The 14,126-nt window shown below is 64.7% G+C and carries 15 protein-coding genes; 10 read left to right on the top strand and 5 right to left on the bottom strand.

From position 1 onward, the window contains the following. Positions 1-45: 45 nt before the first annotated feature. On the top strand, positions 46-186 hold the full coding sequence (locus tag HKK80_RS00530; RefSeq protein ID WP_411797658.1) for a hypothetical protein: 141 nt from the start codon (positions 46-48) through the stop codon (positions 184-186). A 39-nt stretch (positions 187-225) separates the two neighbouring features. Here the strand turns inward: HKK80_RS00530 and HKK80_RS00535 are convergent, their stop codons facing one another. Then, positions 226-957, bottom strand: a complete 732-nt coding sequence (locus HKK80_RS00535; protein ID WP_411797659.1) for a metal-dependent hydrolase — start codon at positions 955-957, stop codon at positions 226-228. A gap of 86 nt (positions 958-1,043) precedes the next feature. On the opposite strand from HKK80_RS00535, the gene HKK80_RS00540 reads away from it, so the two are divergent. The 6 genes from HKK80_RS00540 to HKK80_RS00565 all read left to right on the top strand — a co-directional run bounded on the left by HKK80_RS00540 (position 1,044) and on the right by HKK80_RS00565 (position 5,077). Then, entirely contained in the window at positions 1,044-1,784 is a 741-nt protein-coding gene (locus tag HKK80_RS00540; RefSeq protein WP_411797660.1) for a fumarylacetoacetate hydrolase family protein, read from the top strand. 43 nt (positions 1,785-1,827) lie between these two features. Further along, positions 1,828-2,091, top strand: coding sequence for a type II toxin-antitoxin system HicB family antitoxin (locus HKK80_RS00545; protein WP_411797661.1), 264 nt, complete (start codon positions 1,828-1,830; stop codon positions 2,089-2,091). A 90-nt stretch (positions 2,092-2,181) separates the two neighbouring features. Next, a complete protein-coding gene (gene hisC, locus HKK80_RS00550; protein WP_411797662.1) occupies positions 2,182-3,270 on the top strand; it encodes a histidinol-phosphate transaminase in 1,089 nt (362 codons plus the stop codon). 29 nt (positions 3,271-3,299) lie between these two features. Then, positions 3,300-3,887: an adenylate kinase family protein gene (locus tag HKK80_RS00555; RefSeq protein ID WP_411797785.1), complete on the top strand. Its 588-nt coding sequence runs from the start codon at positions 3,300-3,302 to the stop codon at positions 3,885-3,887. Beyond that, positions 3,884-4,486 carry a CDP-alcohol phosphatidyltransferase family protein gene (locus tag HKK80_RS00560; RefSeq protein WP_411797663.1) on the top strand — a complete coding sequence of 201 codons (603 nt, stop codon included), beginning with the start codon at positions 3,884-3,886 and terminating at the stop codon, positions 4,484-4,486. The genes HKK80_RS00555 and HKK80_RS00560 overlap by 4 nt, the downstream gene beginning before the upstream one ends. Before the next feature lie 48 nt (positions 4,487-4,534). Continuing rightward, positions 4,535-5,077 carry a multiprotein bridging factor aMBF1 gene (locus HKK80_RS00565; RefSeq protein ID WP_411797664.1) on the top strand — a complete coding sequence of 181 codons (543 nt, stop codon included), beginning with the start codon at positions 4,535-4,537 and terminating at the stop codon, positions 5,075-5,077. A 3-nt stretch (positions 5,078-5,080) separates the two neighbouring features. Here HKK80_RS00565 and HKK80_RS00570 read toward each other — a convergent pair whose 3' ends face one another. Further along, complete coding sequence (locus HKK80_RS00570; RefSeq protein WP_411797665.1) at positions 5,081-5,842, bottom strand: DICT sensory domain-containing protein; 762 nt, start codon at positions 5,840-5,842, stop codon at positions 5,081-5,083. A gap of 122 nt (positions 5,843-5,964) precedes the next feature. Between HKK80_RS00570 and tpiA the strand changes: the two genes are divergently transcribed. Beyond that, entirely contained in the window at positions 5,965-6,609 is a 645-nt protein-coding gene (tpiA, locus tag HKK80_RS00575; RefSeq protein ID WP_411797666.1) for a triose-phosphate isomerase, read from the top strand. A 12-nt stretch (positions 6,610-6,621) separates the two neighbouring features. Here tpiA and HKK80_RS00580 read toward each other — a convergent pair whose 3' ends face one another. The 3 genes from HKK80_RS00580 to glyA form a co-directional block, all read right to left on the bottom strand. Next, on the bottom strand, positions 6,622-8,544 hold the full coding sequence (locus tag HKK80_RS00580; protein WP_411797667.1) for a helicase HerA domain-containing protein: 1,923 nt from the start codon (positions 8,542-8,544) through the stop codon (positions 6,622-6,624). Between the two features lie 75 nt (positions 8,545-8,619). Continuing rightward, complete coding sequence (gene dinB / locus HKK80_RS00585) at positions 8,620-9,993, bottom strand: DNA polymerase IV (protein WP_411797668.1); 1,374 nt, start codon at positions 9,991-9,993, stop codon at positions 8,620-8,622. Positions 9,994-10,101: 108 nt separating this feature from the next. Next, on the bottom strand, positions 10,102-11,349 hold the full coding sequence (gene glyA, locus HKK80_RS00590; protein WP_411797669.1) for a serine hydroxymethyltransferase: 1,248 nt from the start codon (positions 11,347-11,349) through the stop codon (positions 10,102-10,104). A gap of 194 nt (positions 11,350-11,543) precedes the next feature. Between glyA and tbsP the strand changes: the two genes are divergently transcribed. Both tbsP and HKK80_RS00600 read left to right on the top strand, forming a co-directional pair. After that, positions 11,544-12,356 (top strand): transcriptional regulator TbsP, encoded by an 813-nt coding sequence (gene tbsP / locus HKK80_RS00595; protein WP_411797670.1) that lies wholly within the window; start codon positions 11,544-11,546, stop codon positions 12,354-12,356. A 51-nt stretch (positions 12,357-12,407) separates the two neighbouring features. Continuing rightward, complete coding sequence (locus HKK80_RS00600; RefSeq protein ID WP_411797671.1) at positions 12,408-14,126, top strand: YcaO-like family protein; 1,719 nt, start codon at positions 12,408-12,410, stop codon at positions 14,124-14,126.

Below are 14,126 nucleotides of genomic sequence, written 5' to 3' on the forward strand. Positions count from 1 at the left end.
ACTGTCTGACAAAGGTTTATATTAGTCGGTCGCATGGTATCGGCTATGGTACAGAGCGATTCACCGTACGTCTTCGGTGCTGCACCGCCGACACCGGCCCGTCACGATCCCGAAGGTCGTGATCTTGTGATTATCGATGGGACGGCGATGACCTACCGACACCACCGCGTTCGACAGCAAGCGTAGGTCGCTCCGAACGGGGCTCTCGTGGCCGCAGCACCGTCGTTAGTCGAGAGCGACCGATTCCTCACCGTCGAGGATGTGTGTCTCCGCGCCGCTGCCGGTCGCCCGCACCTCCCGTTCCCACTCGTCGGTATCGACTTCGATCGGCGGGAAGGTGTCGTAATGCATCGGGAAGGCGTGCTCCACGTCAAGCCAGTCGACGGCGACAGCCGCCTGCATGGGCCCCATCGTGAAGTGATCGCCGATCGGAACGGCCGCGGCGTCGGGGTCGAGATACGGCCCGATCACGTCTTTCATCTCGCTCATCAGGCTGGTGTCGCCGGCGTGGTAGAACGTCGTCGACTCGCTGTCTTCGAGCTGGCTTGGTTTGGTGTCGCTGACGACGAAGCCGGCGGGCATCCCGCCCTCATACTCGTGGTCGGTGTTGATCCCGTTGGTGTGGTCGGCCCGCACCATCGACACGACGGCATCGCCGCATTCGACGGTGCCGCCGAGGTTCATCCCGATGCCGCCGACGGCGTCCTCAAAGCCGAGTTCGCTTGTGGCGTAGCTGACGATCTCGGGGGTCGCCACCAGCGTCGCGTCCGCGAAGTGTTCGGCGTGGCCGATGTGGTCGGCGTGGCCGTGGGTGAGCAGGAGGTAATCAGGCGTCTCGACATCCTCGGGTTCCAACGTGGTGTGGGCGTTGTCGAAGAAGGGGTCGATCAGCAGCGTTGTGTCGTCGACCGTGAGGTGCCATGCGGAGTGCCCGTGATAGGTGAGTTCAAACGTCATAGTCAGTGTACATTACCGCCAGCAGCCATATAAAAGTCGGCCGCGGTGACCACAACACGTTTTTATCCACCACGACGACGCGTGGTATGCATCTCGTCCGCTTCCGCGATCCCGCCGGCACCGTTCGACAGGGCACCGCCACCGACAACACCGTCGCCTTCGGCGACCAAGAGTACGCCCGCGACAGCGTCGACATCCTCCCGCCCTGTGAGCCGACGAAGATCATCTGTGTCGGCCGCAACTACGCCGACCACGCCGCCGAGCGCGATTCGGATGTACCGGATCGCCCGCTGTTGTTCCTCAAACCACCGAACGCCGTCGCCGCCCCGGGGTCGACGGTGACGCTACCAGCGGGCAAGGAGCGGATCGACTGGGAGGCCGAGTTTGCGGTCGTCATCGACGAGCAGTGTCGAAACGTTGACGAAGCTGATGCTCTCGATGTCGTCAGGGGCTACACCTGTCTCAACGATCTCTCCAACCGCGACGATCAAGACCGCGAACAGAACTGGGTGCGCGGGAAGGCCTTCGACAACGCCGCGCCGCTCGGCCCGGTGATAGCGACGCCCGAGGAGGTGCCCGACGACGCCAGCATCGAACTTCGAGTCAACGGCGAGACCAAGCAGGACGCCACAATCGACCAGTTTTACTTCTCAGTCTCGGAGCTGATCGCCGAAATCACCGAGTACATGACATTGGAGCCGGGCGACGTGATCTCAACGGGGACACCCGCGGGTGTCGGCGCGCTTGCCGATTGCGATCACGTCGAAGTCGAGATCGAAGGGATCGGCACGCTGGAGCATGACGTGGTGATCCCGAATAGCGACTGATCGGCCCCGAAGCGTTTTGAGTCATGCCGAGCTACGGAGTTGTATGGCACGAGCCGATTCGACCGATGCGGACGCTCCAACCCGGGAAATCCGCCTACTGAAAAATCCGGACGGTCGGTGGACCGCTCGTGATCTCCGTGTCGGGGTGACCGCACAAGGCGAGAGCCGGCAAGACGTGCTCGACAATCTCGACGCTGTCGTCGCGGCGGTCGACGGCGACGGTGGGGAGCCGCCAACCGACGAAGAAATTCGTGCTCTGGGTGTTGATCCTGCGGTTGCTCGTTCGCAACGCAACGCGCACCGATAGGCAAGCACAGTCACCGCACTGACCAACCGACAACCACCCAACCGACCCCGTGTAAGCACGCTTAAGGCCCGCGGACTGCTCCCACTGAGTATGCAACCACGGGATCTCTCCGCGACCAGCCCGTACGTCCCAGGGCGGGGGATCGAGGAAGTCGCCCGCGATCTCGGGCTCGATCCGACCGACCTCATCAAACTCTCCTCCAACGAGAACCCACACGGCTCCAGTCCGAAGGCCGTCGAGGCAGTCCACCAGCAGGCCGACGACGGCCTCCACGTCTACCCGAAGGCGTCCCACACCGATCTGACCGAGAAACTCGCCGCGAAGTGGGGCGTCGCCGACGAGCAGATCTGGGTCTCTCCCGGCGCGGACGGCGCGATCGATTACCTCTCCCGGGCGATGCTGGAACCGGGCCAGTCGGTGCTCGTCCCCGATCCAGGCTTCTCGTACTACCGGATGAGCACACGACACCACCACGGTGAGATCAGCGAGTACGAGCTCTCGAAGGCCGACAGCTTCGAACAGACGGCCGAGCTCGTCCTCGATGTCTACGACGGCGAGCGCATCATCCACATCACCTCGCCACACAACCCGACCGGCAGCGAGTGGACGCGCGAAGAGATCCGGGCGCTCCTCGACGAGGTCGACGACCAGACGCTCGTCGTTGTCGATGAGGCCTACGGCGAATACTCCGAGGAGCCGAGCAGTATCGACCTCCTGTCGGAGTTCGAGAACCTCGCCGTCCTGCGAACCTTCTCGAAGGCTTACGGTCTCGCCGGGCTGCGGATCGGCTACGCGGCCGTCCCCGAGTCATGGGCTGACGCCTACGCCCGTGTCAACACACCCTTTGCGGCCAACGAGGTCGCCTGTCGAGCCGCGCTGGCCGCGCTCGATGACGACGACCACGTCGAGCAGTCGGTCGACTCCGCCCAGTGGGCCCGCGAGTACATGCAGGAGAATCTCGATGTATCGACCTTCGACAGCGCGGCCAACTTCGTGTTGGCTGACGTGGGCGATGCCAGCCGTGTCGCCGCGGCCAGCCAGCGCGCTGGCGTCATCATCAGAGACTGCAGCAGCTTCGGGTTGCCGGGCTGTGTCCGGATCTCCTGTGGCACCCGCGAGCAGACCAAAACTGCTGTCGAAACGCTCAACGAGATCGTCGCTGAGGTGACGCCGACGTGACAGAGGAGCCGGCGACGACCGACAACCCGATGATGACCGACGACGCGACGACGACCGACGACGCAACGACAAGTGAATCGACAGTCAGCGACGACGTAGCCCAAAAACTGGTCGTCACCGGCACACCCGGCACCGGCAAGACGACCGCAACCGAACAGCTTGCCGACGATACCGACGCGGAGATCATCCATCTCAACGACGCAATACGGGAGTTCGGTCTTTACAGCGAGCGCGACGCCGAGCGTGAGTCGCTGGTGACCGATCTCGACGCCGTCAGGAAACACCTCGGTGAGTGGCGTGGAATCCTCGAATCACATCTTGCTCACCATGTTGAGGCCGACCGCGTTGTCGTCCTTCGGTGTGAGCCGAGCGTGTTGGAAGACCGACTGCGTGATCGGGGTGACAGCGACGCGAAGGCCCGCGAAAACGCCGAAAGCGAGGCCCTTGATGTCGTGCTCTCGGAGTCGGTCGACCAACAGGGCGAGGATGCCGTCTATGAGATCGATACCACCGACCGCGAACCGAGCGAAGTGGCCAGCGAGATCGCCGCCGTTCGCAACGGCGACCGCGAGCCCGGTGTCGGCGCGGTCGATTTCACGGGGTATCTCGTCGGATGACGCTTGATCGCCTCCGCCCGGTCGCCGATCGGCTGCTGACGCCGTTTGTCACCGGGGCCGACAAAGTTGGGTTGACACCGAACAGCGTCAGCGTCATCTCGCTTGGCGTCGCCGTCGCCGCGGCCGCCGCCTTTGTCGTCGCCGAGCCGCTGTTCTACGTCGCTGGGGCTGTCTTCGTCTTCGCCAACGGCTGGCTGGATCTGATCGACGGCGCGCTCGCCCGCCGCCAGGAGACGGCCTCTGCCGGCGGCGACCTCTTGGATCACGTGATCGACCGGTATGCCGATCTGACGATCATCGGCGGGTTGGCGGCCGGCGTCGGCAACTTTGCGCTGGGCTTTCTCGCCGTAACCGGCGTGTTGATGACCTCCTATCTTGGCACGCAGATCCAGGCAGTCGGCCTTGGGCGGGCCTACGGCGGGCTCGTCGGGCGGGCCGATCGGCTGGCGTTGATCGGGCTCACCGGCGTCGCCGAAGCCGTCGTCTCCGGCCCGATCGTCGCGGACTACGGGGTCGTCGAACTGCTGTTGGCCTTCTTTGCGGTCATCGGCCATATCACCGCCGGCCAGCGGTTCTGGGGCGCGTGGAACGATCTCTGAGTCGCCGGCGGCGCATGCTTTATACCGGGCCGTCTGGTATCGATGCGTATGGCCCAATGTGAGATGTGTGGTGCCGAGCAGTCGTCGCTCACCACCACGAAAGTCGAAGGGGCGAAACTGGATCTCTGTGATGAGTGTACGGAGTTCGGAACGGAAGTCCAGACGGAGTCGTCGTCCTCGGGGTCGAGCAAGTATTCGACATCGAGCAGTAGCTCCGGCTCGTCGGGCGGGAGCAGCGGCTCCACAACAACGGGATCAACGGGCGGCTCGGGTGGCTCTTCGAACCAACGCCGCAAGGACATGTTCGACGATATGGACGAGATCGCCGGCGATTACGACGACCGTATCCGGGAGGCACGCGAGGGCGAGAGCCTCACCCAGGAGGAACTGGCCAACGATCTCAACGAGAAGGCCAGCCTCATCCGCAAACTCGAACGCGGCGACGTGCTCCCCAGCGACGATGTCCGCAAGAAGCTCGAATCCAAATTTGACATCTCGCTGACCGAGGGTGCCGACGTGGAAGACACCGAGTGGTCGGGGAGTTCTAGCGGCTCGATGACACTCGGTGACGTAGTCGAGCGCAAGGAGTAGGGGTTAGACGGTGTGAGAATCGCCGTCGGCGTCGATATCGGCTGCCGGCTCAACGCTGCCGTAGTTGGTTTTCAGGTAGCCGATCAGATACTCGACAGTTTTTGGATCGTATGTCCAGAAGCCGTAGAACTCGCGGTCGCCGCGCTCCTCGGCCAACAGCGCGCACATGTTTTCGTCGACGCCGTCGCCGTCGTAGGCGACAAACCAGGTCTTCTGGATCTCCTCGTCATGTTCGATATGGAGGGTGAAGTGGTCGTGATCCGGCACGACCGGGCTGTCGCTGACCGGGGCGGCGTAGGTGTGAACCGACAGTGAGGTGTGTTCACCAAGCTGATTGTAGGCGTCGGTTTGGCCTCCCAACACCTCAAGGGTCTGGAAGCCAGCATGCAGTTCGCCACTACCGTTCCGCCAGGCGCGATCCTCGATTTCCCGGGAGGCCATGAACATCTCCTCGATCGAGTAGGAGGTAAACAGCGTCTCATCGAGATGGTCGAGGATCGGACTTCGCGCAACCCCCGTTTCGGTGGCCGGCTCTGCATCCGGCGGCTGGTAGATGTCGTCCAGCGACACCGCCGTCACGAAGGCATCCTCCCGGCTGAGGATCGCAAACTGCTCGGGTTCCTCCGGCAGCGATCGGCTCTCAACCGTGAGATGCCGATCCTCGTATTGGTCGCGGAGATCCTCGACGATAGACTCCGGCGTGTTGACGGCTGTTAGCGTCATAGTGCGGGCTTCGATATCCGCGATGAGACCTCGCAACGACATCCCTACTATCACGCACGTTCTCGGGGGAGGTATTTGATGGTTTGTAAACATATCTGACAGGTAAGGGCCACACCGCCGACCGAAAGATGAAGCTATATGATGCCGGCCACAAACAGTGAGGTATGTTCATCTTGGTGAACCTGAAAGCGTACCCGTGTGATCCGATCGAAGTCGCCACCGCGGCCCGCGATGTCGCCGAGGATGCCGGCGTCCGCATCGCCGTCTCGCCGCAGGCCGCCCACCTCGAATCCGTCGCCGACACCGGCGTCGAAACGTGGGCCCAACACGTCTCGCCGAACGGCTACGGCAGCTTCACCGGCAGCACGCTCGCCGAAGCCGTCGCCGAGGCCGGCGCGGAGGGGACGCTGCTCAACCACTCGGAGAACCGCCGAAAGCTCGCCGACATCGACGCCGCGGTACGGGCTGCCGAACGCGCCGGGCTGGAAACCTGTGTCTGTGCGAACAACCCGGATCAGATCGCCGCCGCCGCCGCGCTCCAACCTGATTCCGTCGCCGTCGAGCCGCCGGAGCTCATCGGCGGCGATGTGTCGGTCGCCACGGCCGATCCGGATATCGTCACCGACGCCGTCGACGCCGCCGGCGACGTTGACGATGATGTCGATGTCTACTGTGGCGCGGGCATCTCGACGGGTGACGATGTGGTGACCGCCGAGGAGCTCGGTGCCTCGGGGATCCTGCTGGCCAGCGGGGTTGCCAAGGCCGACGATCCGCGGGCCGCCCTCGAAGATCTCGTCTCCGGACTGTAACTGACGCCCGCCCTATTTTGGTTCGGCAACGTCGTCCAGAAAGCTGGCTTCGACTGCTTGTACCATCGTCGACACTTCGCTGTCGGTGAGTGTATCGGCGTAGGCCTCCTGGATCAGCTCCGGGATCGCATACCGATAGCGACCCTCGCCGAGGTGGCGAATCAACCCTGACTGCCGGAGCGGCCGGTTGCGGCTGTAGGCGAGTTGGTGATCGTCGTCGCCGCCGGCCGCGAGATGCGCCGACATCGGGTCGCTGTCGCCAACCTCCCGATAGTGTTCCAACATCTTCACCGACCGCAGCGGCAGGTCAGCGATCCGATCGGTGAGCTCCGTGACAACCGCCTCGCGGGTGTCATGTTCGACCGCCTCGACGAACTCCATGGCCTCCTCGGCGATATCGGTGCGGGCGACGGTGCCAAACCCTTGTGAGCCGTTGGTCGCCCGTTCGCTCGACTCCGACGAGTCCTCGGGGCCGGTCACCTCCGATGGGTCGACCGGCTCCGGATCGATCGGGGCCGCGTCGTCGGCGACCGTTGGATCAGTGCCCTCGGCGTCGTCGGTGTCATCACCGAGTGTCGCTGCCGGGATATCGTCGGTTCCGGTGACTGCATCGGCGAAGTCAGCCGGGGTGAGATCGTCGCCGAAGACGCCGTCGGCTGTTGTTTCGGCACCACCCGTGTCGGCAGCGTGGCTCTCGGCGGCGGCTGAGCGGTCGGCAGCGTGGCTCTCGGCGGCGGCTGAGCGGTCGGCAGCGTGGCCGTTGGCACCAGCGGCTGAGCGATCGGTGGTGGGGCTGTCGGCACCGCCGGCCGTGGTCTCGGCGGTCGCATCGGCGGCGGTCGCTTCGTCCTCGGCTGGTGGTGTTGTCTGGCGGTAGGCGGCCTCGGATCGCTGCAACATCGCCTGGGCGAACTGGTCAGCCATCCGGCTCAGATCACGGGCGTCCGCAAGCTCCTGTTCGAGCTGTGTGATCCGAGCCTCCTTTTTATCGAGTTCCTGCCGGAGGTCGGCCAGCTCGCTTTCCCGCCGTGCTTTCTCGTCGGAGATCTCGGTGAGCTCGGAGACCAGATCGTCGCTGACGGATTTGAGCTCCGGCTGTTCGATATCCTCCAACCCGGGGGTTGCGCCGGCGTCGAAGGTTTCCTTGCGGTGGAACTGCACTCGGCGAATGTCGTCCGACCAGTCAGCGACGAGAAAGCCCTCGCCGTCGCCTAACTCCTCGACGGCATCGGCGTACTCCGAGCCGAGGATGCGGCCGACGACCTTGGTATCGTTGCGCCAGGTCAGCCGGTGCCAGACGAGCCAGTCACACTGGGTGATGAAATCCTTCTTTACATCTGCCGGGCGTTGGCTGATGCCGACGACGCCCAGCCCGTGTTTCCGGCCGCGCTTGCCGATCTTGATCAGCATCTTGCCGGCCTCGCCCATCCCGCCCTGTTCGGGGATATACTCGTGGCACTCCTCGACAACAAGGAGGAAGGGCTTTTTGAGCTTTTTTTCCTTGGCAAAGAGGTGCCGGGCTGTTTCAAGCAGCAGCTCGTTGGCGTCCTCGTCGTCGAGATAGCCCGACACGTCGAGGATGATCGGGATGTTTTCTTCGAGCGCGAGCGACGCGATCTTCTCGGCGTGGTCGGCGGTGACCTGGATGTCGCATTCCTCGTCGGCACCGACGTGGAGGATTTCGTAGGCCTCCTTGAGCCCGTAATACTCCCCGTCGCTGTCGACGATCAGAACAGGAAAATTGTTGTCAAGGAGGTTTTCGAGGATGACCGATGCTGTGTTTGATTTCCCGCTGCCGCTTTTGCCCGTGATGAAGCCGCGGCCGGTGAGCAGATCGACGACCGGCAACTCGACAGGGGTGCCGGCGTTGATCTCGTTGGTGCCGCCGGGGCCGGCGCTCACGTCCGCGACCGTGATGGTTTCCTCGCTACTCATTCACATTCGCCAACTGTGCGTGCCCACATAGTTCCTGTGTCGGTTCGCTCGCCGTCGTCAGCCGGCTGTCAGACGTTAGTCGTACCGGCCGAGCGATGACTGGCCGTCGGTGGTGTGGGTGTCGCTCTCACTATCGTCGTCGACAGCGCGGTCGCCGTCGTCATCAACCCAGTCGGTGAGCTGTGCGTCGGTGTCGCCAGCCTCACGGGCGATGTCGGCCGTGGCGTTCCAGTCGCCGCCCTCGCCGCCATCGTCGTCGCCCTCAGCCTCCGCCGCCGACGCGGCATCGAACCCATCGAGACGGGCCTGCTCTTGGGCCCCAAAGCTGAGCTTTGAGACCCGGACGCCGAGCTTGCGAACCGGATCGTCGTCGAACTCTTCGAGGAGATCGAGTGCGATCGATTCAACGAGATCGGGCTCATCGACCGGCCCCGACAGCGAGGTGGCGCGGGTGTTGACATCGAACGGCGGGGTGACGACCTTGATCCCGACGGTCTGATACATCGCGTCGCGGCTCCGCGCCCGGGCGGCGACATCGGCCGCGAGCGCACTCACCCGCTCGCGTTTGGCCTTGGTTTCCTCGGTTGCTTCGGTAAACGCCGACTCCCGCGAGAGGCTTTTCGGGCGACCGGTCGGCGTCACCTCCCGATCGTCGTCGCCGCGAGCGCGGGCGTACAGTTCTCGGCCGCGCTCGCCGAAACGGTCGGCGAGATCGGTTGGGTCGGCCGCCGCGAGGTCGCCGGCGGTGTCGATCCCAAGCTCGGTGAGCTCTCGCTCGGTCACCGGCCCGACACCGTGGATCGCCGCCACCGGCAGCGGCGCGAGAAAGTCGGTGACCTCGCTGGGACGGACGACGGTCAGCCCGTCGGGTTTGTCGTGATCGCTGGCGACCTTCGCGGTCGCCATGTTCGGGGCGACGCCGACGCTGGCCGGCACGCCGACCTCGCGGTCGATCCGCTGTTTGATGTAGCGGGCGTACCCCTCAGCGATCGTTCGATCCTCGCTCCCGTCGGCATCGATGACCTCCCAACTCGTGCGATCGGTGACATCGAGATACGCCTCGTCGATGCTGACCTCCCGGACAACATCGGCGCAGTCGTGGAGGATCGCCTTCACATCGCTGGCGACCTCCTCGTAGAAATCGAGATCGACAGGGCGGTAGTAGCCAGCGGGCTCGGCGTCGGTCTCGGCTGCCCGCGGGAGGGCATCGAGAGCCTGGCTGATCGGCTGGGCGCTGTCGATCCCGTACTCGCGGGCCTCGTAGCTCGCGGTGGCGACCGCGCCGTGGGGTTCGCCGGCCTCGTAGCCCATGCCGACGACGACGGGCTCGCCGCGGAGCGCGGGCTCACGGAGGCGTTCACACGACGCGTAGAAGCAGTCCATATCCACGTGGAGGATGATCCGTGGATCATCGTCGCTCGTCGCCTCGGTAAAGTCGGCAAACGTCATCCCCGATCACCGCCGCAGCGGGATCGACACATCTTGGTCACCGCTGTCTGGGGTATTGTGTGCCACCGATAAGACAGTGCCGCCCGACAGCTCAGCCAGGACAGCGACTCACTCGTACAGTGGGTGGGCCGTACAGAGCTCTTCGATGCGTTCGCTCACGTCGTCGATGACGCTTTGATCGTCGTGGTTGTCGACGACACGGTAGATCAGCTCGCCGACCTCCTCGGTTGCAGCCTCATCGAAGCCACGCGTCGTCAGGCCGGGGGTACCGGCGCGGATCCCGCTGGGGTTGAACGGCGAGCGCGTCTCGCCGGGCACGGTGTTTGCGTTGAGCACGATCCCCGCATCGGCGAGGGCCTCCTCCGCCTCGCCACCTGGCAGGTCGGGATGGGATTCCCGCAGGTCGACAAGGACGAGGTGGGTGTCGGTGCCGCCGGAGACGAGTTCGAAGCCGTGATCCGCGAAGGTCTCGGCCAACACGTCGGCGTTGTCGACGACCTGTTGGGCGTATTCTTCGAACTCCGGTTCGAGGGCTTCCTTGAAGCCGACGGCTTTGCCGGCGATGTTGTGCATCAGGGGGCCACCCTGGCCGCCGGGGAAGACGGCGTTGTCGATGTCGTCGGCGTGTTCCTCACTCGTCATCACGATCCCACCCCGGCCGGCCCGGATCGTTTTGTGCGTCGACCCCGTAACAAAGTCGGTAACGCCGACCGGCGACTGGTGGACGCCCGCGGCGACGAGCCCGGTGATGTGAGCGATGTCGGCGAGATGGTAGGCACCCACCTCGTCGGCAACATCCTGAATCCGTTGCCACTCGACCTCCCGGGGATAGGCGGAGTACCCCGAGACGATCATATCCGGTTCGAACTCCTCTGCCATCTCGGCGAGCCCCTCGTAATCAAGATAGCCGGTCTCAGGGTCGACCTCGTACTGTTCAACCTCGTAGAACTGCCCGACAAAGTTCGCGGGGTGGCCGTGGCTGAGGTGGCCGCCGTGAGTCAAATCGAGCGAGAGGATCTTATCGCCCGGTTCGAGCGTCGCAAAGTAGACGGCCTGATTCGCTTGGGTGCCTGAGTGGGGCTGGACGTTGACGTGTTCGGCTCCCCAGAGCTCCTTCGCGCGGTCGATCGCCAGCTGTTCGATCTCGTCGGCGTACTCACAGCCGGCGTAGTAGCGTTTGCCCGGATACCCTTCGGCGTACTTGTTGGTCAGCGCGCTGCCCTGGGCTTCGAGGACGGCTTTGCTGACGTGGTTTTCGCTGGCGATCATCGCCAGCGTCTCCTCCTGTCTGTCGTCCTCGCCGGCAAGGGCATCTGCGACCGCGGGATCGACCGCACGAACCTGCTCGTAGTCCATACCAAAAGCCGGCTGCTCAGGCCAATAAGTGTGTCTGTCCGCGGTCACCGACCCGGCTTCTGCGGGGACGCCCATCGGCGACGACGGTATTTTATTACGGCTATTGTGACGTTAATTTAGCGCAAAGTTAACTAATGCACGCGGTGTGCGTCGATAATATTAAGTGTGTGTTCGACGCTTATTCAGCAAGTGAGATGGCGACAAATACACTGGCGGCCGACCGCCACGAGCTGCTGACGACGACACTGGCCGGGGCGACCGAGCCCTGTTGGATCGTCGATCCAACCCCGGAGATGATCGAGGCGGTCGTCGATGTTGCCAGCGACGGCGACACGACCGGCCAGCTCCGGCTGGTGGCCGCCGAGGACACCCTCAAAACTGCCTTTGAGGGGTTTCTGGTTGCCAGCCGCACCGCGGATCTGGTCGCCGACAACGAGATCGCCGTGCGGACGGGTGCGGCGACAAACACAAACTCGCTGGTGATCACTGAGGACGCGGTGACGGCGGTTGTTGCCGCCGGCGAGCAGGTCGCTGGGCTGCGTACCGACGACCCCGAGTTCGTCGCGACGACACGTGAGGAGATCGCCGACCACTGGGCCGACGCCGAGCCGTTCCGGCTGCGCACACCCGCGATCTCAGAGATCCGGGCCACACTGCGCGACGATATCGGCCCGGCTGTCCGCGAGGATTTCGATACCGTCCTGCGGTCGATTGAGACAGCCGGCGACGACATCGCTCTCGACGAGGTGGCGATCTCGCTGGTGATCGCCGCGAAAAACGAGGTGCTGTTGTACGATATCTCGAAGTGGGGCGAGGATGTCGGGATCGCCAGCAAGGCCACCTTCTCACGAACGAAAAGCCGGCTTGAGGATGCCAACGTCATCACGACCGAGAAGGTGCCGATCGATGTGGGTCGCCCGCGGCTCCGGCTCCAACTCGGCGACGACCAGCTCAAGGCGGCCGCGACGACCGATCTTGCGGCTGTTGCCGACGAGCGACTCCGATAACAGGCGACCCGAAGCCGACCCGTTTTTGCGGCGGGCCGTTGTGGGCGACGTATGGAACTCGCGGTCTGTGGCGGCGGCCCCGCTGCCGAGGCGGTCATCGCCGCCACCGAGGATATCGACGCGACTGTGCGCCGTATTGCGCCCGACGCCCTCACCGACGGCGCGACACCACCCACAACCGGTGCGGTTGTCGCTCCGACGGGCGCGGCTGTGTTCCGGGCCGCAACCGAGCAGTTCGATCGGTGGGTTGCCGTCGAGATCGGTGGGATCGGCGGCTACCCGATCGAGACGCTGGATGCGGCGGTGACGACATTCGGCCCCGACACCGCCTGTTATCGGTGTCTCAACCAACGGGTTGGCACCCACGAGACCGCCACCGGGGACGACCCCCACGGCGATCGCAGCAGGGTGCGGCTGGCCGGCGCGGTCGCCGGCAACCGGCTCGTAGCGTTGTTGACCGGCGCAAGCGGTGGCGGAGAGATCACCGAACTGCCGGGCCCAGAGCGGCGGCTCTTCGCAGTGCCGAACTGTTCCTGTGAGACCGACACAGATCCCGCCCGACAACTGCCACTGACCCACCGCACCGTCGGCGTCGACGACGCGTTGACGCGGGCTGAGCAGGCTGTCGACGACCGGGTTGGCCTCGTGGCGAACGTCGGCGAACGCGAGTCGTTTCCGGTTCCGTACTACATCGCCGAGATCGCCGATACGACCGGGTTCAGCGACACAGCAGCCGCTGACTTCGCCGCTGGCGTCGATGTCGACTGGGATCGCGCCTACATGAAGGCGATCGGCGAAGCGTTAGAACGGTACAGTGCCGGCGTTTATCGGACACAGCAGGCGACCCGCGGGTCGGAGCGAACGCTGTCGGCCCCGGTGTCGCCGGCGGCATTTGTTCGCCCCGATGGGTTCGAACAGCCCGATCCCGAACAGCGGATCGACTGGATCGAGGGGCGATCGCTGCCGGACGGTGAGGCGGTGTCGCTGCCGGCGGAGTTCGTCTGGTTTCCGCCGCCGAACCAACGGTATCGGCCGGCGATCACGACCGGCCTCGGGCTCGGGAACGCGCCGATTGCGGCGGTTCTCGCCGGGCTGTATGAGGTGATCGAGCGCGACGCGACGATGCTGGCGTGGTACTCGACGTTCGAGCCACTGGGGCTGGCGATCGAAGATGATGAGGTTGTCGCGGAGTTGCGGAAGCGAGCGCGGGCCGAGTCGCTGACGGTCACGCCGCTGCTTATCACGCAGGATATCGACGTGCCCGTTGTTGCCGCGGCCGTCCACCGCGAGGGTGAGTGGCCGCGGTTTGCCGTCGGCTCGGGGGCAAACCTTGATCCGGTCGCGGCCGCTCGGTCGGCGATCGCCGAGGCGCTCCAAAACTGGATGGAGCTACGGTCGATGGGCCCCGAGACGGCCGCCGAGCAGGGGGGAGCGATCGCCGAGTACGCCGACCTGCCGGCGGCCGCCGAAGCGTTTGTCGACCTCGACAGTCGGATTCCAATCGATGGGCTCGGCGACCCCGATTTGACGGGCGAGGCGGAGCTGCGGGCCGTCTGTGAGCGGCTGGCGGCGGTCGATCTCGATGCCTACGCCGCCCGGCTGACGCCCCGGGATGTCGACGCCCTTGGGTTTGAGGCGGTTCGAGCCGTGGTGCCGGAAGCCCAGCCGCTGTTTACCGGCGAGCCGTATTTCGGCGAGCGCGCCCGATCGGTGCCGGAATCGATGGGGTTCGAGCCGCGGCTAGATCGGTCGTATCATCCCTATCCGTAG

It is taken from the genome of Halonotius sp. F2-221B, from assembly GCF_046719765.1.
Classification (GTDB): domain Archaea; phylum Halobacteriota; class Halobacteria; order Halobacteriales; family Haloferacaceae; genus Halonotius.